The following is a 19,254-nucleotide window of genomic DNA, read 5'->3' on the forward strand; positions in this document are numbered from 1 at the left end:
GTGAGGACTGCAACGACCATGACCAATCTGCACCGCCACGCCCCGCTGCGCGTCGCGCTTGTCGGCCTCGGCACGGTGGGCGGCGGCGTGATCCGGCTGTTGCAGACCAATGCCGATCTAATTGCCCGCCGGGCTGGCTGCCCCATCCAGATCGTCGCCATCTCTGCGCGTGACCGGAACAAGGACCGCGGCGTTGACCTCTCACCTTATGAATGGGTCGATGACATGACGACCCTGCCGGGGCGGGAGGATATCGATGTGGTGGTGGAGCTGATCGGCGGCGCTGACGGCCCGGCTCTGACGCTAGCGCGCCAATGCCTGTCGGCGGGCAAGCCCTTTGTCACCGCCAATAAGGCGATGCTGGCTCATCACGGCCTCGACCTTGCGGCTTTGGCGGAAAAGGCAGGCATCGCGCTTAAATATGAAGCCGCCGTGGCGGGCGGCATCCCAGTCATTAAGGGCATGCGCGAAGGCGCCGCCGCGAACGAGATCAGCCGCGTTTACGGCATCCTGAACGGCACCTGCAATTACATCCTGACCACTATGGAGAAGGAAGGGCGCGGCTTTGACGATGTGCTGAAGGAAGCACAGGAACTGGGTTATGCCGAAGCAGATCCGAGCTTCGACATTGACGGCGTGGACGCAGCGCACAAGCTGACCATCCTTGCGAGCCTCGCCTTTGGAACGGAACTGGATTTTGACAATGTTGCGGTCACCGGTATCCGCCACGTCATCGCCGCCGACATAGCGGAAGCAGCGGCGCTCGGCTATCGCATCCGTCTCGTCGGCATGGCGGAAAATGGGCCCGGAGGACTGTTCCAGCGTGTCCACCCGATGCTCGTCCCCTTAGATCATCCGCTTGCGCATGTGGACGGCTCACTCAATGCCGTCGTGGCAGAGGGCAATTTCGTCGGCCGCCTCTTCTTCCAGGGCAGGGGCGCTGGCGACGGGCCCACGGCCTCTGCAGTGGTCGCCGATCTGATCGATGTCGCCCGCGATGAATATGGCGATGCGTTCGCGATGCCGGTGGCAGCGCTGGCGCAACAACCCGCAGCCGATGCCGGAGCGCGCGTCGGACGCGCCTATCTCCGCTTCAAGGTGCAAGACCGCCCGGGCGTGCTGGCGGAAATCGCCGCCGCCACTCGTGATGCTGGAGTATCAATCGAAAGCATGATCCAGCGGGGCGCTAGCCAGGACGACGGGGTACTGATGGCGATCGTCACGCATGCGGGCGAAGAACGCTGCGTCCTCAATACGCTGGAACGGCTCGCCGGATCGGACAGTCTGCTGCAGACGCCGATGGTGATGCACATTCTCGACTAGAAGAACTTGCAGCCTCAGTGAGAGGCGGCATGTCTTTTTCACCGCGGGACGAAGCTACGCATCAGCGTTTCACGCAACGGCTCGCCCAAGCGAAATAGCCGCAGCCGCGCCTGCTTTGGACAGCCCATATTGCCGATCACCCGGCAAGGCCGCGCGTCGAAGCGGTAAGCGCTCATCTTGTTGTCGGGGCCCTGAACGGCACCATCGATGAATATGCGGCCGCCACCCTGCCGGCTGCCCAGGCAAAGCGCGGGTACAGCTTGGCATGGCGCGGTGGAAGTGACGGGAATCTTGGCTGGCAAGGGCGCGGAATGGGCAAGGCTGGCAGCGAGCAGCGCGGCGATCATCATCACGACCTTTAAGTTTGTCAGCCCCTCGAACGCTACAGACGGCCTTCCGTTGCATCCGCGCCGTGAAAAGCATTGGAAGTCCGCTGGATGGCTCGACAATGCGGGAATGACCTCCTATCGCCCTGAGCACAAAGAGACAGCAGAGGGATTATCATGGTGCAGGCTAGCTCGATTCTCGATCGTGTCTTGGTACTCGAGATGGTGCGTGTCACCGAAGCGGCCGCCATCGCCGCCTCCAAGCTGATCGGGCGCGGTGATGAAAAGGCCGCAGACGCTGCCGCCGTCGAAGCGATGCGCCTTGCTTTCAACGACCTCTACATGGACGGGACTGTCGTGATCGGCGAGGGCGAGCGCGACGAAGCGCCGATGCTCTATATCGGTGAAAAGGTCGGTAACGCGATCGGCTCCGGCCCAAAGATCGACATCGCGCTGGACCCGCTTGAAGGTACAACGATCACCGCTAAGGCCGGCCCCAATGCGCTTGCAGTCCTTGCCATCTCCGAAGAAGGCGGCCTGCTCAACGCGCCGGATGTCTATATGGAAAAGCTGGCGGTCGGCCCCGGCTATCCCGAAGGCATTATCGATCTCAACAAGCCGGTTCGGGAGAATGTGGAAGCGGTCGCTAAGGCGAAGGGCGTCGATCCGCACGAAATCATCGTCTGCGTTCTTGACCGCCCGCGCCATGAAAAGCTGATCGCCGAACTGCGTGCGATCGGATGCGGCATCATGCTGATTCCGGATGGCGACGTCGCAGGTGTGATCGCGACCACCAACCCGGAAACCAACATCGACATGTATATGGGGTCGGGCGGTGCACCGGAGGGCGTTCTGGCCTGCGCCGCGCTGCGTTGTGTCGGCGGCCAGTTCAAGGGCAAGCTTCTGTTCCGCAACGATGATGAACGCGCGCGCGCCTTCAAATGGGGAATCACCGATCTCGACAAGGTCTATGACCTGAAGGAACTGGCGAAGGGTGACTGCATCTTTGCAGCGACTGGCGTCACCGACGGGTCATTGTTGGGCGGCGTAAAGCGTTTGCCTGGCAGCAAGCTCACCACGGACAGCGTCGTCATGCGCGCCAGCACCGGAACGGTTCGCTGGGTGAAGGGCGAACATCATCTGGACCGCAAGCATGTCTGACAGGTCCGCGGACTGATATGAAAAAGGGGGCTCCGGCCCCCTTTCTTATTTCTGCTTATCCGCCCCGCTCAACGTCCGGCGCGATGATTAAGGTCGTGGCCCAGCGCAAGGGTGGCCACGCCCAGCAATGTATAGGCGCTTTCCTGCCATCCATGGTCCAGCGTCATGGCGCCCGCCATGATCCCTAGTCCCAACGACCCGATCGCAGCTGGCATCATGAAGCCATGCTCAATCGCCCCATGACCAAGCGCCACCGCCCCGAGCAATATGGCGACTACAAGCCCCACTTCATGGAATAGCGGGTTTTCGAAGATGCCGCCCGCCGAAGCCAACACGCCCAACAGGACTGCCGTAGCCAGACAATGAGCCACGCACATGCCCGACAGCGCGATCGCGAGGCGATCAATGCGGCCATTCAAAAGGCTGGAGCGGATGCTGATCGGCATGGTGATCGCTACATAGGCCGAAGCAGATGAAGTTACAACATATCATCCGACATATTTTGCCGTGATTTGGCAGGGCATCCGTCGGCCCCTAGCCCCTTAAGCCGCCAGGCGCAGGCAATTCCGGCCGCTATGCTTCGCGCGGTAGAGCGCCTTGTCTGCAGCTTCCAGCAGTTCGGACCTGCCGGCCTTTCCGTCCAGCTCGACCAATCCGGCGCTGAACGTCACAGCGATGGTCTCAGCACCGTCCGCGCTGATGCGTTGCGCCGAAACCATGTTGCGCAACCGTTCGCAAACCATGCTGGCACGCTGGATATCGGTGCCCGTGAGCAGGATCGCGAACTCCTCCCCGCCCAATCGACCGATGCTGTCACCGCCGCGTAGGCCGGGGCGCAGCCGCTCGACAAAGCCGGACAGCACCTTGTCTCCAACCCCATGCCCGAAACGATCATTCACCGACTTGAAGTGGTCGATATCGATGAGCAGCAAGCAAGCCCGCGAGCCACGTGCGACCCGTTGAATTTCCTGTTCCAGCTTCTCCAGAAAGGCCCAACGGCTGTCGGCGCCGGTCAGAGTATCCACTGCCGCCACGCGTTGCAGCGCGCGCTGCCGCGCCTTGTGCCGCGACATGTCCCTGACGGTGCTGACGACGCCGATCGGCAACCCCTGCTCGTCAAGCATCGCACGCGTCACCATCTCGCACCAGTCGGCACCATCGGCCGAAAGAGATGGGCGGAACTCGACCGTCTGCACGTCGCCAGGTTGGGCCAGAGCACGACGGTGAGCACGGATCACCTCGGGACGGTCTTCCGGATCAACCAGGATCTCAGCCCTCCGGCCAACCAGCACGCCGGGTTCACAGCCAATATGCTCGGCAGCAGATGGCGAGGCATATTCTATGACCCCGTCGACACTGACGTTCAGCACCACATCGCCACTATGTTCAGCGATCGCTCGGTATCGCGCTTCGCTGGCTTGCAGCATCTGAAACAGCCTGCGCCTGCCATTAAGTTCGGCGGCGAGGGGCATGGAAAAGACGAAGCTGAATGCCAGAAACATCTGGAACAACTGTGTGCGCTCTCCGATGCTGCCCGAAACCATGTTGAGCGGCCCATGGCCGGTCACCGTCGCCGTTCCACCGATGATCGCGAGCAGCACGACTGACGCCGCCGCGCCCAGCGATCCCACTCGGAAGGAGATCACCACAAGCGGCAACAGCAAAAGGAATAGCATCGGATATCGCGCCAGGAAAAAGACTTGAATGCTGACGAGGGCGAAGAGCAGGAGCAGGCCGACCGCCTCCAGCTTCTTGCTCCTGCTGGTTTCTCCGATCCACCGGCTGACCTGCCCTTGGAGCAGCATGGTGAGGATGGGGGTGCAGGTGAGGCCACCCAGCACATGACCGCTATACCATTGCAGCCAGGACGCGCTGAATGTCACGGGCGTCAATGTGGAAGCAACCAGCGCGGCGCCGAGGCCTGTGATCATGTTCGCGGGCAGGCAAAGCGCGAGAATGAAAACGAGCAGCGAGCGCTTCGAACCGTCCGCAAGGTGCACCGGTATGAAACGGCGGCACAGAATGGCGACGATCAGCGATTCTGCTATGTTGACGATCGCCATGGGCAGTGCAGCCGCCGGCCCCATGCCGAACAGCGTCGTCGATACCATGCTGGCGATGCCGCAGGCCACAATCACCGGGGGCCAATGGCGGGTCTCCGATGTTTGCAACTCTGCCATCAGGAGCGCGTTGGCTGCCCAGATGAACGCCAATCCACCTTCAAAACGCGAACAAAGCAGCGCCAGCGACGCCATCAGGAAATAGGCGACGCCAGCGATTACTGGCGTGAAGGGGGAAGAGGGAGAGCGAAGCGCGACAGACATTACCCAGCTGGGCTAGCCGGTTATCGTTAATATATGATAACCTTACGCGCTACCGATCGGCCCGCCTTCGTAGCTTCAAGCTTTTTCCAGCGTGCATTGGAGCGGATGCTGGTTTTGCCGGGCGAAATCCATCACCTGGTTCACCTTAGTCTCCGCGACTTCATAGCTGAAGATGCCGCAGACGCCGACGCCGCGCTGATGCACATGCAGCATCACACGAGTCGCTTCTTCCATATCCATGCGGAAAAACTGCTGCAGGACATGCACGACGAATTCCATCGGCGTGTAATCGTCGTTCAGCATCAGCACCTTGTAAAGCGACGGCTTCTTCGTCCGGGCTCGGGTGCGCGTGGCGATTCCCACATTGGGGCCGCCGGGGCCCTCGCCCTGATCGTCCTGATCCCTGCCCGCCATCTGGAGGGGATATGCCGCTATACTGATGCTGCTCATGTCGGCTGAGAATATGGCGATTCCGGCCTGCATGGCAAGGGGCGCGGACTGCAAGTCATCGTACGCCGTACGGTAACCAACAATAACGGCTCCCGCCCTATGGCAGGAGCCGTCATGCTAGTTCTTAAACTGGTCAGCCAACCGATCAGACGGCGAGCGACTTCACCTTGTCGGTAACGACAGTCACGCGCGCGGTCAGCGGCTGCGCGACGTCGCCAGCGAGCTTGATCAGCGCTTCGCTGCTCTTGGCCGCTTCCTTGGTCAGCTCATCGAAGCTGCTGGAGAAGAGCTGGCTCTGCAGTTGGAAGAACTCGGTCGGCGTCTTGACCGACGAGAAGCTCTTGAGCGAGGCGGTCGCCTTCTCGAAGCTCTTGCGGCTGTAATCAACGGCTTCCTGGCCCAGGGTTTCAATGCCCTTGGCAGCGATCTTGCCGGATTCGACCAGCGCTTCGACATTGCCCTTGGCGATATCGCTCAGCTCTTCAATGGCCTTGGTGGACTTTTCAACGCTGGCCTTCGCCTTCTCGTTGAAATCGGCATAGGCCGTTTCCAGCTTGGCCTTGGTCTCTTCAGCGAATTTCTTTCCGGTTTCGATCACGTCGTTCATCATCTTGGTTCCTTCTGTGGCAGGCAGCAATTCGGGCTCTACCGGCCCGGCCTTGGATGACAGGCTCTTGACTTCCTTGTGTTCGACCTTGGCCTCTTCGACCAGCGGTGCCGGCGCAGAGGGTGTAGGCTCGATAGCGGGAGGTGCGGCCGGTTCGGGCGCTGCATCGACCGCCGTTGTCGCGGCGGCGATAGCGGCCGGACTGGCCTTGGCAGCAGCAGTCGGCTTGGGCGCAGCCTTCTTGACTTCGGCCGGCTTCCGGACTGGCGCCGCCTTGGCGCTGGTGCCAACCGCCGCTTCCGCGGCCTTCAGCGCCTCAGCCGCCGAAAGCGTGGATGACGGCTTCTTGGCCACTTGCTTGCGACGGCCCGGCTTTGGAGTCACTGCCATGGGAAACATCCTCCGTTGTTGCAGTGCACAATACACATCCCGCGAGGGCTATGCAAGCATTTTGTGCAGTGCAGCAAAATGAGGATGTGCCCGAAACAGCCAAGGCGTTTCGCCATTCGGAAAGGCGAAGAAAATCAGCCTCTCAGCGCTGCTTTACGTAGCGTCCTGGGGCATCTTCCAGAGCCTTGAGAGCGCCCTTGCCGGGCACACGCGCACCTTCGTTCGCGGGCACGGTCGAATCGCCCAAGGAGCGAATCCACTCGGCCCAGTCCGGCCACCAGCTGCCCTTGGTTTCCTTCGCACCTGCGACAAAGTCATCCAGGGTCTTGGGCAGATCGTCGCAGGTCCAATATTGATACTTGCCCGATGAAGGTGGATTGACCACCCCCGCGATGTGCCCGGACCCCGCAAGAAGGAATCGTATCGGACCGGCGAAATGCGAGGTCGCCTTCCACACGCTTTCAGGAGGGGCGATATGATCTTCCCGCCCAGCTTGGACATAAAGCGGTGTTTTCACCTTGCGCAGGTCAAGCGGCGTACCATCGACGCTGAGCGCATCTGGAACAATCAGTTGGTTATCCCGATAGAGCTGCGTCAGATAATTTTTATGCCACCGCGCGGGCAGGTTTGTCGTGTCGCCATTCCAATATAACAGATCAAAGGGCGGATAATCCTGCCCCAGCAGATAATTGTTGACGACATAGTTCCAGATGAGATCGCGTCCGCGCAGCAGGTTGAAGGTCGCGGCCATATAGCGCCCGTCCAGGAACCCACTGGTCGATAGCTGGTCGACCAGCTTCATCTGGTCATCATCAACGAACAGCCCAAGGTCGCCAGCCTCGCTGAAATCGACCTGCGCGGTGAAGAAGGTGGCGCTCGCCACCTTGTCTGCTTCTCCGCGGGCGGCGAGCAAAGCCAACGTGGCGGCCAGAGTCGTCCCGGCCACACAATAACCGATCGTGTGAACGCTTGGCACATTCAGCAGTTCGCGCACCGTGTCGATCGCGTCGATCTGACCACGCAGGATATAGTCATCCCACAGCAGGTCCTTCATTGATGCGTCGGCCGATTTCCAGGACACGAGGAAGACGCTGATCCCTTGGTCCAGCGCCCATTTGACGAAGCTTTTTTCCGGAGACAGATCGAGGATGTAGAAACGATTTATCCAAGCCGGAAAGATGACGAGCGGCGTCTCGAGCACCTTGTCAGTCGTGGGCGTATAGTGGATCAGCTGATAGAGCGGCGTTTCCTTGATGACCTTGCCCGGAGTGGTCGCGATGTTGCGGCCGATCTCGAACACGGCGCCATCTGTTTGCGTCAGTTGCCCCTTTTCCATGTCCGCCAGCATGTGCTGGAGCCCCTTAACGAGGTTCTCGCCCCCGCTCTGCAGCGTCTTTTCCATGACTTGTGGATTGGTCAGCGGGAAGTTGCTCGGGGCCACCGCGTCCAGCACCCCGCTAGTGGCGAAACGCAATTTCGCCTTTTGCTTGGGATCCACACCATCCACCGCATCGGTCAACTTGAGCAGATAGTCCGACAGCAGCAGATAGCTTTGGCGGATCAGATCGTAGAAGGGGTGGTTCGACCAGGCCGGATCAGCAAAACGACGGTCCTTGCGCGCGGCGGGGCTACCGGGCGGAGGCGGCTCGGGCTGGTCCCGCAACATACCGCCTGAATCCAGGAAGCGCTGCCACAGCGCCAGCCCTTCGTTGGCGAAGCTGGTCTGGATACGCGAAACCGCATCGGGATCGAAGGGGAGCGCTCGCCCCGTAGCACCGGCCGCCTGTTCCAGCAGCAATTGCTGCGCGCGGCCCATGACTTCGGTCCATTGCTGCATCTGTTCCAGCGTCGGCAGATGCGGTTCATTGAGGTCCTGCGCTTCCATGGCCACCTTCCTCCTCCTGGCATCCTTGTATCCGCCGCTTTCACTGGCGCGAGCCTGCTTGGCGGGCTATAGCCAAGGCGCGCCGCACGAAAGTGCACGCAGCACTATTCCTCATGGAGACCTTTCAGGAAAGCCCTATAATGTCCGAAGAATTCTACCGCATGAAGCGCCTGCCGCCCTATGTCATCGCCGAAGTCAATGCGATGCGGGCCGCCGCGCGAGCCGCGGGAGAGGACATTATCGATTTGGGCATGGGCAATCCCGACCTGCCGCCGCCTGATCATGTGATCGCCAAGCTGTGCGAAGTAGCGCAAAAGCCAAGCGCCCATGGCTATTCCCAGTCGATGGGGATTCCCGGTCTGCGCCGCGCCCAGGCCAATTATTACGGCCGCCGCTTCGGTGTGGACCTCGATCCGGAAACCGAAGTCGTCGTGACCATGGGGTCGAAGGAGGGGCTCGCCAGCCTCGCCACCGCTATCACGGCGCCGGGCGACGTCGTGCTGGCCCCCAACCCCAGCTACCCCATTCACATGTTCGGTTTCATCATCGCGGGCGCAACCATCCGCTCCGTTCCGACCACGCCGGACGAACATTATTGGAAGTCGCTCGAACGGGCGATGGCCTTTACCGTCCCGCGCCCGTCGATCCTCGTGGTCGGCTATCCCAGCAACCCGACCGCTGAAACGGTTGACCTTGCTTTCTATGAGCGGTTGGTCGCCTGGGCGAAGGAAAACAAGGTGTGGGTCCTCTCCGACCTCGCCTATTCCGAGCTTTATTATGACGGCAATCCGACGCCTTCGATCCTGCAGGTGCCGGGAGCAAAGGATGTGGCTGTCGAATTCACCTCACTCAGCAAGACCTATTCGATGGCCGGATGGCGCATCGGCTTCGCGGTGGGTAACCGCCAGCTGATCGCAGCGCTGAAGCGGGTGAAGTCCTATCTCGATTATGGCGCCTTCACGCCTATCCAGGCAGCTGCGTGCGCGGCGCTCAACGGGCCGCAGGATATCGTCCAGAAGAATCGCGAACTCTATCACAAGCGCCGTGACGTGATGGTCGAGGCGTTCGGCCGTGCCGGTTGGGAGATTCCCGCGCCAAAGGCGTCCATGTTCGCATGGGCCCCTCTGCCACCCGCGCTCAAGGACATGGGGAGTCTGGAATTTTCCAAGCAGTTGCTCACCCATGCCAAGGTCGCGGTGGCCGCAGGCGTCGGCTATGGCGAGGATGGCGAAGGCTATGTGCGCATCGCCATGGTCGAAAATGAGCAGCGGCTTCGGCAGGCAGCGCGCAACATCAAACAATATCTCAAGTCCATGGGCATCAACACGCCCGCCAAGGGCGCTGCCTGACGAAAGGATAGCTGGGCTGCAGGCGAGACCCTCTTCCCGATGATCCCCCTGCCCCAGGTGTCGCAAGTCGCGCAGACCATTCAGCTTGCGCTTGCGCCGGTGTTCCTGCTCGCAGGCATCGGCGCTTTCCTTAATGTCTGCGTCGGCCGCCTTGCCCGCATCATCGATCGGGCCAGGCGGCTGGAGGAAAGGATACTTGCCTCACGCGGCAAGGAGCATGACCGCATGGTGGGCGAAATCCGTGTGCTCGACCGGCGGATGAGCGTCGTCAATGCGGCGATCTTCCTTTCGGTGGCCTCGGCCTGCGCCGTCTGCCTCGTCGTTATCCTGCTGTTCGCGGGCAATCTGTTTGGTGCGCATCTCGGCACCCCGGTCGCCATCCTGTTCAGCCTTGCGATGCTGCTTCAGGCGGGCGCGTTCGGCACCTTCATCCAGGAAATCCGTCTCGCCTCCCGCACCATCCATATCCGCAACGAAGTCCTCTATCATCAGGCGGAAGGGGATGATGCGGCATGACCAAGTTCACGGTGAACGATCGGCCCGTCCAATATAGGATGGACCCTGACACTCCGCTGCTATGGGCGCTGCGTGATGCCTCGAACCTCACCGGGACCAAATATGGCTGCGGAACGGGCGATTGCGGCGCCTGCACAGTGGATATTGACGGCCAGGCCGTGCGGTCGTGCCAAGTCACGATCCGCGAGACCGAGGGCCGCTTCGTCACGACCATCGAGGGGCTTTCACCTGATCGAGGCCATCCGCTGCAGCAGGTGTTCGCCGCCGACAATGTGTCACAATGCGGCTATTGCATCCCCGGCATGATCATGGCCGCGTCGGTACTGCTCAAGCGCAACGCTGATCCCAGCGATGACGAGATTGATGCCGCCATCACCAATATCTGCCGCTGCGGCATCTACCCCCGGCTGCGGGGCGCCATAAAGCGTGCGGGGAAGGTCATGCGAGGCGAGGAGCAGGTCGAAGCGGCGCCGCCCCCTGGCGTAACGCCCGAAGATGCTGCCCGCGCCGTGCCTGCGCTTCGCCGCCCCTGAAGCCCTCAACCGAAGCGATAGGCCGATATAGGCCAGCCGCGTACGTGACTATGGTGATCCAAGGTTGCGGCATCGTTACCGCCAGCCCCCAGCGCCACCATCAGCGGCAGCAGATGCTCCTCCCGCGGATGTGCGAACCGCGCCTCGGGAAGCGATTCCCAAGCTGACACAAGGACGGCTCGGCGATCTGGATCGGCTTCGGTCACGGCCTCTGTCAACGCATCGTCCCATAGGAGGGAGGGAGTCCGCGCTTCCGAATCGCGCACGCGCATATTGTGGAAGCTCATGCCCGACCCGATGATCACCACCCCCTCATCACGCAGCGACTCTAGCGCCCGGCCCACCGCGACATGAGCGGCCGGGTCTAGGTCCTGGCGCAACGATAGCTGGACCACCGGGATATCCGCTTGTGGCCGTGCGACCTTCATCGGGATGAAGACGCCATGATCCCATCCCCGGTCGCTTTCCTCGGCGACCGGAAAGCCAGCTTGGCTCAGCAACTCGGCCACGCGGCCCGCGACGGCCGTCGATCCCGGCGCATCCCAGCGCAACTGGTACGTGTGGGGCGGGAAACCATAATAGTCGAACAGCAACGAAGGCTGGTCGCCCTTGTGAACGGTGAAGACCGGCTCTTCCCAATGGCCGGACACAATCAGCATCGCACGAGGCCGCTCGGGCAAGCGCTCCATCAACTGTGCAAGATAATCCTGCATCGGATGCCACATGGGATCGCTGCTGGGGCGGTCTGGGTCGGAGGGGTCCATGAAGAAGCAAGGACCGCCCCCGTGAGGGATATAGATGCTGGGCTGTTTCATGCACGGAACATCGGACGGCGATCCGCATGTTGCAAGCTTGCGGGATGAAACGATCGGTTTCCGGCCTATGCGCCTTCAAGCACAGGGCCGATCGCCTGGGCAAGCGTCACGCCCGAATAGGGCTTCTTGATCAGGGTGATGTCGCCAAATCGCTCCGGCAGATCTAGCCCGTCGCCATATCCCGTCGCGAACAGGAAGCCTATACCCTGCTCTGCCAGCAGGTCCGCCACCGGCAGGCTTGTTTCATTGCCCAGATTGAAATCGAGAACCGCAAAGTCGATCGACCCAAGGGCAATGGCTTCGCGCGCTCGGCTGACGCTGCCAGCAGTCACGACATCCGCACCCAAGTCACGCAGCGCATCCTCGCCGTCCATGGCGATGATCATATTGTCCTCGACCAGCAGGACATTAAGCCCCTTCAGCAGCTCCGGGGTCGGCATCGCCACCGGCTTGGCGCGCTCCGTACTGCTCACGTCAGGCAGAACCGACACGATATGGGCCGACGGAATACAGAAATGCGCCTCGAGGCCGGCCAGGCGGTAGGCAAGCTCGGCCTTTCCATCCAGGTCATAGGGGATCGACCGCTCGATCACGGTGGAACCGAAGCCCCGGCGCGTCGGCGCAACAACCGCCGGACCGCCGCTTTCCCGCCAATGCAGCAACAAGCTGCCATCCGGATCGACATGCCAGTCGATCGTGACCGTACCGCCATCCGACAGGGCGCCATATTTCGCGGCATTGGTCAGCAGTTCATGGATCACCAGCGCCAGAACCGTGAAGGCTGACGGCGTCAGCAGAACATTGGGACCGGTCTGCTTCACCCGATCGCGCCGCTCGCCCAGATAAGCGCCAGCCTCTACCTCGATCAGGTCCTGCAGCCGGGCGGGCGCCCAGCGATCGGCGGTAATCTGATCATGGGCGCGCGCAAGCGCTTGGACCCGGCTTTCCAGCGTCGCGATGAACTCGTCCACCGACCCCGCGCTGTCGCGGGTCTGGGACAACAGCCCCCGGATCAGCGACAATATGTTACGGACCCGATGGTTGAGTTCGGCGATCAGCAGTTCCTGCTTTTCATGCGCCTTCTGCCTCTCCTCATTGGCCGAATCGGACAGGCGCAGGACCACTTCCAGCAAGGCGGTGCGTAGCGCCTCGGCCACCCGCAGTTCCGCCGGGGTGAAAGCCACTGCGGTGCCCTTCACCAGTTCCGACCACTCTTCGAAACTCTTGCGCGGCGTCAGGCGCGGGCCGTTCGGGCCATATTCAATATGTTTTTCCTGATTTCCGGCCCAGCGCACTGACCGCATCTGCTCCGCCCGAAACAGTACCACATAGTCGCGCGGGCGGCGGGACAGCGGAATGGCCAGCAGGCCCGCAGCCCGATCCGCATAGATCGCCGCTTCCGGCATGATCCGGCTGAGACTGTCGGTCGTATAGACCTGGCTTGCCGCCGTCCGATTGAGCATGGAGACGATCGAGGCGAATGCCGTCTTGTCCGGCGTAAGCCCCGCGAGCGTCATGTCCCCGTCGATGTAAACGCCCACGCCATCGGCAGGGACAGTGTCGAAGATGACGTCGCTCAACCAGCGGGCGTTGGATAACAGGTCGTGGTCCTGCGCTACGGCCGACATCAGCCGATCAGCGACCTGCCGCGCCTTTCCTTCATAATCCGCCGTTTCCGCTCGTTCGCGGCTCTCCAGCATCATGGAGAAGATCTGGCCGAACAGTTCCGCCGCGCTGCGCTGAGCGAAGCTGGGCAGGCGCGGCCCATAATGGTGGCAAGCGAACAAGCCCCAAAGCCGCCCCTCGACAATGATCGAGATGGACAGCGATGCGCCCACGCCCATATTGCCCAGATATTCGATGTGGATCGGCGACACCGCGCGCAGCAGGCACAGCGACATGTCCAACGCCGTACCTGCGGGGTCGAGAACAGGGACGACCGGAACAGGCTTCGCCTGCACATCCGCGATCACCCGGAAGATGTTCCGCAGGTAGAGCGCGCGGGCTTGGGTGGGAATATCCGACGCCGGATAATGGAGGCCGAAAAAGCTGTCGATTCCAGGCCGCAAAGCTTCGGCCACGACTTCGCCGTCACCACCATCGGCAAAGCGATAGACCATCACCCGGTCGAAACCGGTCAGCGCTCGCACCTGCCGCGCACCGTCTCGCAGAAAAGCCGCCATGCTGTCCGTCTGTGCAAGCCGCCCGACCATGGAGCGCACCATGCTGGTCGCCTCCATCTCGTCGGCGCAGGCGGGCTCAGCCTCTATGACCACCAGCGATCCGGAGAAATGCACAGCGATATCGAACGGCGGAAAGCCGTCGATCAACACCAGCGAGAATATCCGTTCCACCGCATCGGGACCGCGCAGCAACGTGATGCGGTTGCGTAGCGAATGTATCGCTTCGCCCCTGAACAGGTCGCTGACCGGGCGCCCCAGCATTTCATCAGGCGTAAGGCCGATAAACTCGCCGCTGTTCGCCGACACACGCGACACCAGCCAGTCGGCGGTCAGCGCTACCAGGAAACCGAAGGGTTGGATCGTGCCAGGAACATGGATCGGTTCACGATCGCAATTGTTGATATCGACTGCGAAGACGGTCGCATCCGGTTCGCGACCGTCAGCCATGCAAGCTCACCTGCTCGGCGGCGGCACCGGCCGCGAACAGGGCGAAAGCTGCCTCCGCACCTTGGATCGCGCTATCGATCCAATCTTCCCCCTCGCCGTCAGCCGCTTCATCCAGCGCCTCCTGAAAGGCGACCCAGCCGCCCTTTCCATGCACCGATGACAGATATGCACGGGGAAGGCCCGGGGGCACACGGCGCTCTAGCATGGCGCCTCCAAGCCGCGATCCTTCCAGCGCGTAAAGCGCACCCCAGCGGAAAGCTTCGCCGCCCTGCCGCTCCACCGCCAGGGGCTCAGGCAAGGCTTCGCCCAGCGAGGCAAGATCTTCCATCAGGCGGGGCAAGCGGGGCGCATCCGGCCTCGCCAGTTGTTCCAAAGGGGCGAGCGCGCGTGCATGCGCCCTCAGGAAAGCCCCATATCCAGCAGGCGAGTCGAGGGAAAAATCAGAAAATAAATCGTCCACACGCTGATGGTTAACCATCGTTGCTTCGCGAAGGGCCTGTCGGACACGGCCGGCGTTGGACGTTCTTTTCACTCGTTGGTCCTAAAGGCAGTTACAGTAGCGCGCACTGATTTAGATCAGTTTTTTCAGTTAAGCGACACCGGCTGGTCGCTTTTCTGTGCGGCGGCCGGTCTAAACGCACAGCCTTCGATGACTTTCCACAATCTAGAAGATTCTTTCAGATCGCTGACAGGCAAGTTCAGCCTCACGACATGACCGCAGTAATAAAAGGGCAACATCCGGGGCATGGCGCCCCTTTGGAAAGCGAAGATCATGATGAAGAAAATGATGTTGGCGGGGCTGATGACTGCGACCGTTCTCAGCGGCATCGCTCCGGCCTACGCCCAAGGTAGAGAGGATGGCGGGCGCGACCGTGGCGGCGAACGCTCGGCTCGGCCGGATGGCGGCGGTCAGCGTGGTGATTGGGTGCGCGGGCAGCGCGGCGATGGCGGCATGCGCGATCAGACACAGGGCCAGCGCTGGCAGCAACGTCAGGCGGATCGCGGGCAGATTCAGACGGCGCAGCCGCAGACTGACCGGCAGTGGCGCGGAGCCGAAACCCGAGGCGATGCCGCACGGGAAGCCTGGCGCAACGAAACGCGTATCCGCCAGCAGGCCGAATCTCAACGCCCGCAATGGCGGGATGATCGCCGCGCCGGCGACCGTCCGGATTGGCGCGACAATCGCCCCACGCAGCGTCCTGAATGGCGTGACGATCGCCGCGATGGCCGTCTGAGCAGCGACAATCGCTGGCGTGGCAGCCTCGCTAACAGCCGCCGCTTCGACGAGCGTACACGCTGGAGTGGTCAGCGCCGTTGGGACAATGACTGGCGACAGGATCGCCGATATGACTGGTACAGCTACCGTTCGCGCTATGGCGATCGTTACCGGCTTGGCCGCTACTATGCGCCGCGCGGGTGGGATTATGGTTATACCCGCTTTTCGGTCGGCATCTTCCTGAACAGCTTGCTGTTCGCGAACAGCTACTGGATCGATGATCCATATTCCTATCGCCTGCCCCCGGCTTATGGGACGCTGCGCTGGGTCCGCTATTATGACGATGCCCTGCTGGTCGACATCCGCGACGGCTACGTCGTCGATGTCATCCACGACTTCTTCTGGTAAGGCAGAAGCATCGACCCTGCACGGTCGTCTGGGCCCGGAGCCAAGTGCTTCGGGCCCTTTTTATTTGCACAGCCGGAACCGCCAAGGCAGGAAGCCCGCATGACGGACGTGATCGATGATGGCGGCAGTGCCTCCGATATTCGGGCGAAGATTGGAGAGGCGGTGCGCGCGAAGCTTGACCGCAATCCCATGGTGAGCAGGATCGATGCACCGGGCCTGGAGATTTATGGCCGCCACAATTTCCTCGATGTGGACGAATGCGCCGCCCTGCGCGCGATGATCGATGCGGATGCGCAGCCTTCAACATTGTTTTCAGGCAGCGCCAATGCCGACTATCGCACCAGCCATAGCTGCAATCTCAGCCCTTGGGATACATTGGTCCGCCGCGTCAGTGACCGTATTTGCGCGTTGACAGGGCTGCCGCCGGAACATGGCGAAACGCTGCAGGGGCAACGCTACGCACTGGGTCAGGAATATAAGGCGCATTGCGACTATTTCCCCGTTACGGCCACCTATTGGCCTGCAATGATGAAGACCGGCGGTCAGCGCAGCTGGACCGCGATGATCTATCTCTCTCCTGTCGAAGCGGGCGGGGAAACGCATTTTCCCCATTGCGAATTCATGGTGCCGCCCGTCGAGGGCATGATCCTCATCTGGAACAACATGAAGCCGGATGGCGCGCCCAATCCCTTGAGCCTTCACGCCGCTCGGCCAGTGGAAAGCGGCACGAAATATGTCGTCACCAAATGGTTTCGAGAACGCCGGTGGATGGCGTGATGCCAGTCTCGCCTGTTCACACGGACGATACAATTCGCGACATAAATGACTGATTCCTGACAGGCCCGTTCCCGGCTGGTTCAGCGTCAAGGATGCATAAGCAATCCGTTGGCGGCGGAACCGGCCATAGGGACGAAAGTTTAACTCCCCCGCTGGTTCAGTCCGCCAAGCTGATGGGAGAAAATATATGCGTAAGTTGATCATCCTCGGCCTTATTGCCGCGACAGCGATGCCGGGCGCAGCCATGGCCCAGTCGCGCGGCGAGGTGCGCGACAGCGCGCGCGACCTGCGTCATGAACAGCGCGAGCTACGCGACGCGCAGCGTTATGGCAGCCGCCATGACGTGCGGGAGCAGCGGCGTGATGTACGCGACGCCCGGCAGGAGCTGCGGGAAGATTGGCGCGACTACCGCCGTTCGCACCGCGACGTCTATCGTGGTGGCAACTGGCGCGCGCCATTCCGCTACAATCGCTGGGACGTCGGTGCGCAGCTTCGCCCGACCTACTATAGCTCGCGCTACTATATCGCCGACCCTTATCGCTATCGCTTGCCCCGCCCGGGCAATCCGAATCTGCGCTGGGTGAGGCATTATAATGATGTGCTGCTGGTCAACGTTCGCAGTGGCCGGGTCATGGAAGTGCATCGCGGCTTCTTCTGGTAAGCCGGACGAGCTTTGAAAAATTGGAACGGCCCCCGGTTTGGGGGCCGTTTTCATTGCGCAACTTAGCCATTTGCGGCGAAAGGACGCGCGGCGAAGCCGAGCATGACGAGCGCTAAAGATTTTGGAAGAAACCCCTTGGCCGCGCCGCTCGTCTCCGAGCGGGCGCGGCCGATGACACGCGCAAGGCGCGCCATCAGTCCGAAAGGGGGTGGACCGGAACAAGAACGCACCGGCCTCCTGAATGTTCCTTTGGTCAGCCGAGCGCTTCAGCAATCAGGCGGCGGCTATTCTCAATACCGTAAAGTGCGATGAAGCTCCCCATGCGCGGGCCCTGATCCGCGCCCAGCAGCGTCTGGTACAAAGCCTTGAACCAGTCGCGCAGTTCGGCAAAACCATAGGCTTCGTCCTTGCCGAGCGCATAAACGATATTCTGGATATCTTCAGCGCTTGCGGTCGCAGGTAGTGCCGCCAGTTCCTCGTCAAGCCTGCGCAGCGCAGCAGCCTCGTTCGCTTCCGGCGCACGGCGCTTGAGCGTCGGTGCCACGAAATCACGATGATAGGCCAACGCATGGCCGATCAGCGCGTCCAGTTCCGGATAGCTTTCCGCGTTCGCCTCGGGGACGTAGTTCTGCAGATAGCCCCACACCTGCTCGCGGCTCGCATCACCCATCACGCCCACCAGGTTCAGCAACAGGCCGAAAGTGACGGGCAGCTTACCCTCCGGGATCTTGCCATCATGGATATGGTGAACAGGATTGCCGAGCTGCTGTTCGATCGCCTGGCTCGGATAATTGCCGCGGAACTGCCAATATTCGTCCACCGCACGGGGAATGACGCCCATGTGCAGCTGCTTGGCCTTTTTGGGTTCGCGATAGGCGTAGAAGGCGAGGCTTTCCTGGGGGCCATAAGTCAGCCACTGCTCCAGGCTCAGCCCATTGCCCTTGGATTTGGAGATTTTCTCGCCCTTCTCGTCGAGGAACATCTCATAGTTGAAGCCTTCAGGCGGCCGCGCTCCCAGCGCGCGGCAGATCTTCGACGACTGCGTCACCGAATCAATCAGGTCCTTGCCCGCCATCTCATAATCGACGCCCAGAGCGACCCATCGCATCGCCCAATCGACCTTCCACTGCAGCTTCGCGCCGCCAGACAGGATCGACTGCTCGATAAGCTCGCCCTCATCCTCGAACCGGACAAGGCCGGTATCGGGGTCCACAACCTCCACCGGAACCTGCAACACGATCCCGCTCTTCGGAGAGATCGGCAGCACGGGGGAATAGGTCGCCTGCCGCTCCTTGCGCAGGGTCGGCAGCATGATGTCCATGATATCCTGATAATGGCGCAGGACATTCTTCAGCGCATCGTCGAAAGCGCCGGACCGGTAGCGGTCAGTGGCGGACACGAACTCGTAATCGAAGCCAAAGCGGTCGAGAAAGTCCCGCAACATCGCATTATTGTGATGGGCGAAGCTTTCGAACTTCTCGAAGGGGTCGGGCACCTGCGTCAGCGGCTTGCCGAGATGTTCAGCGAGCATCGCTTGGTTGGGGACATTGTCCGGCACCTTGCGCAGTCCGTCCATATCGTCGCTGAACGCGATCAGACGGGTCGGAATATCCGACAGCGCATGATAGGCATTGCGAACCATGGTGGTCCGCAGCACTTCGTTGAACGTGCCGATATGCGGCAGGCCCGAAGGACCATAGCCGGTCTCGAACAGGATATGCCCCTTTTCGGGCGCGCCGCTCTGGTAGCGCTTGAGCAGCTTGCGAGCTTCTTCATAGGGCCAGGCCTTGGACGCCAGGGCGGCGGTGCGGAGGATTTCTGACGCAGTCATGATGCACAGCCCCCTAGCTCCGCATCGGCCGAAAGGGAACGCCTTTCCGCGT

18 protein-coding genes are annotated in these 19,254 nt (G+C 61.5%); 8 read left to right on the top strand and 10 right to left on the bottom strand.

Going from position 1 to position 19,254, the window contains the following annotated elements; genetic code table 11:
- Positions 1 to 18 precede the first annotated feature (18 nt).
- Positions 19 to 1,323 (top strand): homoserine dehydrogenase, encoded by a 1,305-nt coding sequence (locus ACZ5Y5_RS10380; RefSeq protein ID WP_464808558.1) that lies wholly within the window; start codon positions 19 to 21, stop codon positions 1,321 to 1,323.
- Positions 1,324 to 1,361: 38 nt separating this feature from the next.
- Here the strand turns inward: ACZ5Y5_RS10380 and ACZ5Y5_RS10385 are convergent, their stop codons facing one another.
- Positions 1,362 to 1,673 carry a hypothetical protein gene (locus tag ACZ5Y5_RS10385; protein WP_464808559.1) on the bottom strand — a complete coding sequence of 104 codons (312 nt, stop codon included), beginning with the start codon at positions 1,671 to 1,673 and terminating at the stop codon, positions 1,362 to 1,364.
- A 153-nt stretch (positions 1,674 to 1,826) separates the two neighbouring features.
- On the opposite strand from ACZ5Y5_RS10385, the gene glpX reads away from it, so the two are divergent.
- Positions 1,827 to 2,810 (top strand): class II fructose-bisphosphatase, encoded by a 984-nt coding sequence (gene glpX / locus ACZ5Y5_RS10390; protein WP_464808560.1) that lies wholly within the window; start codon positions 1,827 to 1,829, stop codon positions 2,808 to 2,810.
- Between the two features lie 68 nt (positions 2,811 to 2,878).
- Here the strand turns inward: glpX and ACZ5Y5_RS10395 are convergent, their stop codons facing one another.
- The 5 genes from ACZ5Y5_RS10395 to ACZ5Y5_RS10415 all read right to left on the bottom strand — a co-directional run bounded on the left by ACZ5Y5_RS10395 (position 2,879) and on the right by ACZ5Y5_RS10415 (position 8,466).
- Positions 2,879 to 3,256, bottom strand: coding sequence for a MerC domain-containing protein (locus ACZ5Y5_RS10395; protein ID WP_464808561.1), 378 nt, complete (start codon positions 3,254 to 3,256; stop codon positions 2,879 to 2,881).
- A gap of 96 nt (positions 3,257 to 3,352) precedes the next feature.
- On the bottom strand, positions 3,353 to 5,134 hold the full coding sequence (locus ACZ5Y5_RS10400; RefSeq protein WP_464808562.1) for a sensor domain-containing diguanylate cyclase: 1,782 nt from the start codon (positions 5,132 to 5,134) through the stop codon (positions 3,353 to 3,355).
- 75 nt (positions 5,135 to 5,209) lie between these two features.
- The gene (gene clpS, locus ACZ5Y5_RS10405) at positions 5,210 to 5,617 is read right to left on the bottom strand and encodes an ATP-dependent Clp protease adapter ClpS (RefSeq protein ID WP_464810519.1); all 408 of its coding nucleotides are present in this window, start codon (positions 5,615 to 5,617) and stop codon (positions 5,210 to 5,212) included.
- A gap of 112 nt (positions 5,618 to 5,729) precedes the next feature.
- On the bottom strand, positions 5,730 to 6,581 hold the full coding sequence (locus ACZ5Y5_RS10410) for a phasin family protein (RefSeq protein WP_464808563.1): 852 nt from the start codon (positions 6,579 to 6,581) through the stop codon (positions 5,730 to 5,732).
- 142 nt (positions 6,582 to 6,723) lie between these two features.
- Positions 6,724 to 8,466: a PHA/PHB synthase family protein gene (locus tag ACZ5Y5_RS10415; RefSeq protein WP_464810520.1), complete on the bottom strand. Its 1,743-nt coding sequence runs from the start codon at positions 8,464 to 8,466 to the stop codon at positions 6,724 to 6,726.
- Between the two features lie 140 nt (positions 8,467 to 8,606).
- On the opposite strand from ACZ5Y5_RS10415, the gene ACZ5Y5_RS10420 reads away from it, so the two are divergent.
- From ACZ5Y5_RS10420 to ACZ5Y5_RS10430, 3 genes are read left to right on the top strand one after another with little or no spacing between them, the layout of a single operon-like run.
- Positions 8,607 to 9,815, top strand: coding sequence for an LL-diaminopimelate aminotransferase (locus ACZ5Y5_RS10420; protein ID WP_464808564.1), 1,209 nt, complete (start codon positions 8,607 to 8,609; stop codon positions 9,813 to 9,815).
- A 39-nt stretch (positions 9,816 to 9,854) separates the two neighbouring features.
- Positions 9,855 to 10,331 carry a DUF2721 domain-containing protein gene (locus ACZ5Y5_RS10425; RefSeq protein WP_464808565.1) on the top strand — a complete coding sequence of 159 codons (477 nt, stop codon included), beginning with the start codon at positions 9,855 to 9,857 and terminating at the stop codon, positions 10,329 to 10,331.
- Complete coding sequence (locus ACZ5Y5_RS10430; protein WP_464808566.1) at positions 10,328 to 10,864, top strand: (2Fe-2S)-binding protein; 537 nt, start codon at positions 10,328 to 10,330, stop codon at positions 10,862 to 10,864. Before ACZ5Y5_RS10425 ends, ACZ5Y5_RS10430 begins: the two co-directional genes overlap by 4 nt.
- A 5-nt stretch (positions 10,865 to 10,869) precedes the next feature.
- On the opposite strand, the gene ACZ5Y5_RS10435 is transcribed toward ACZ5Y5_RS10430, so the two are convergent.
- The 3 genes from ACZ5Y5_RS10435 to ACZ5Y5_RS10445 form a co-directional block, all read right to left on the bottom strand.
- Complete coding sequence (locus ACZ5Y5_RS10435) at positions 10,870 to 11,679, bottom strand: DODA-type extradiol aromatic ring-opening family dioxygenase (RefSeq protein ID WP_464808567.1); 810 nt, start codon at positions 11,677 to 11,679, stop codon at positions 10,870 to 10,872.
- Between the two features lie 65 nt (positions 11,680 to 11,744).
- Complete coding sequence (locus ACZ5Y5_RS10440) at positions 11,745 to 14,309, bottom strand: HWE histidine kinase domain-containing protein (RefSeq protein WP_464808568.1); 2,565 nt, start codon at positions 14,307 to 14,309, stop codon at positions 11,745 to 11,747.
- Positions 14,302 to 14,637, bottom strand: a complete 336-nt coding sequence (locus tag ACZ5Y5_RS10445) for a heme oxygenase-like domain-containing protein (protein ID WP_464808569.1) — start codon at positions 14,635 to 14,637, stop codon at positions 14,302 to 14,304. The genes ACZ5Y5_RS10440 and ACZ5Y5_RS10445 overlap by 8 nt, the downstream gene beginning before the upstream one ends.
- A 444-nt stretch (positions 14,638 to 15,081) precedes the next feature.
- Between ACZ5Y5_RS10445 and ACZ5Y5_RS10450 the strand changes: the two genes are divergently transcribed.
- The 3 genes from ACZ5Y5_RS10450 (at position 15,082) to ACZ5Y5_RS10460 (ending at position 17,371) form a co-directional block, all read left to right on the top strand.
- Positions 15,082 to 15,933 (top strand): RcnB family protein, encoded by an 852-nt coding sequence (locus ACZ5Y5_RS10450; protein WP_464808570.1) that lies wholly within the window; start codon positions 15,082 to 15,084, stop codon positions 15,931 to 15,933.
- A 99-nt stretch (positions 15,934 to 16,032) separates the two neighbouring features.
- A complete protein-coding gene (locus tag ACZ5Y5_RS10455) occupies positions 16,033 to 16,710 on the top strand; it encodes a prolyl hydroxylase family protein (RefSeq protein ID WP_464808571.1) in 678 nt (225 codons plus the stop codon).
- Positions 16,711 to 16,897: 187 nt separating this feature from the next.
- Complete coding sequence (locus ACZ5Y5_RS10460) at positions 16,898 to 17,371, top strand: RcnB family protein (RefSeq protein ID WP_464808572.1); 474 nt, start codon at positions 16,898 to 16,900, stop codon at positions 17,369 to 17,371.
- Between the two features lie 253 nt (positions 17,372 to 17,624).
- Here ACZ5Y5_RS10460 and ACZ5Y5_RS10465 read toward each other — a convergent pair whose 3' ends face one another.
- The gene (locus ACZ5Y5_RS10465) at positions 17,625 to 19,202 is read right to left on the bottom strand and encodes a lysine--tRNA ligase (protein WP_464808573.1); all 1,578 of its coding nucleotides are present in this window, start codon (positions 19,200 to 19,202) and stop codon (positions 17,625 to 17,627) included.
- Positions 19,203 to 19,254: the final 52 nt, after the last annotated feature.

Source organism: Sphingobium sp. TomTYG65 (assembly GCF_055395525.1).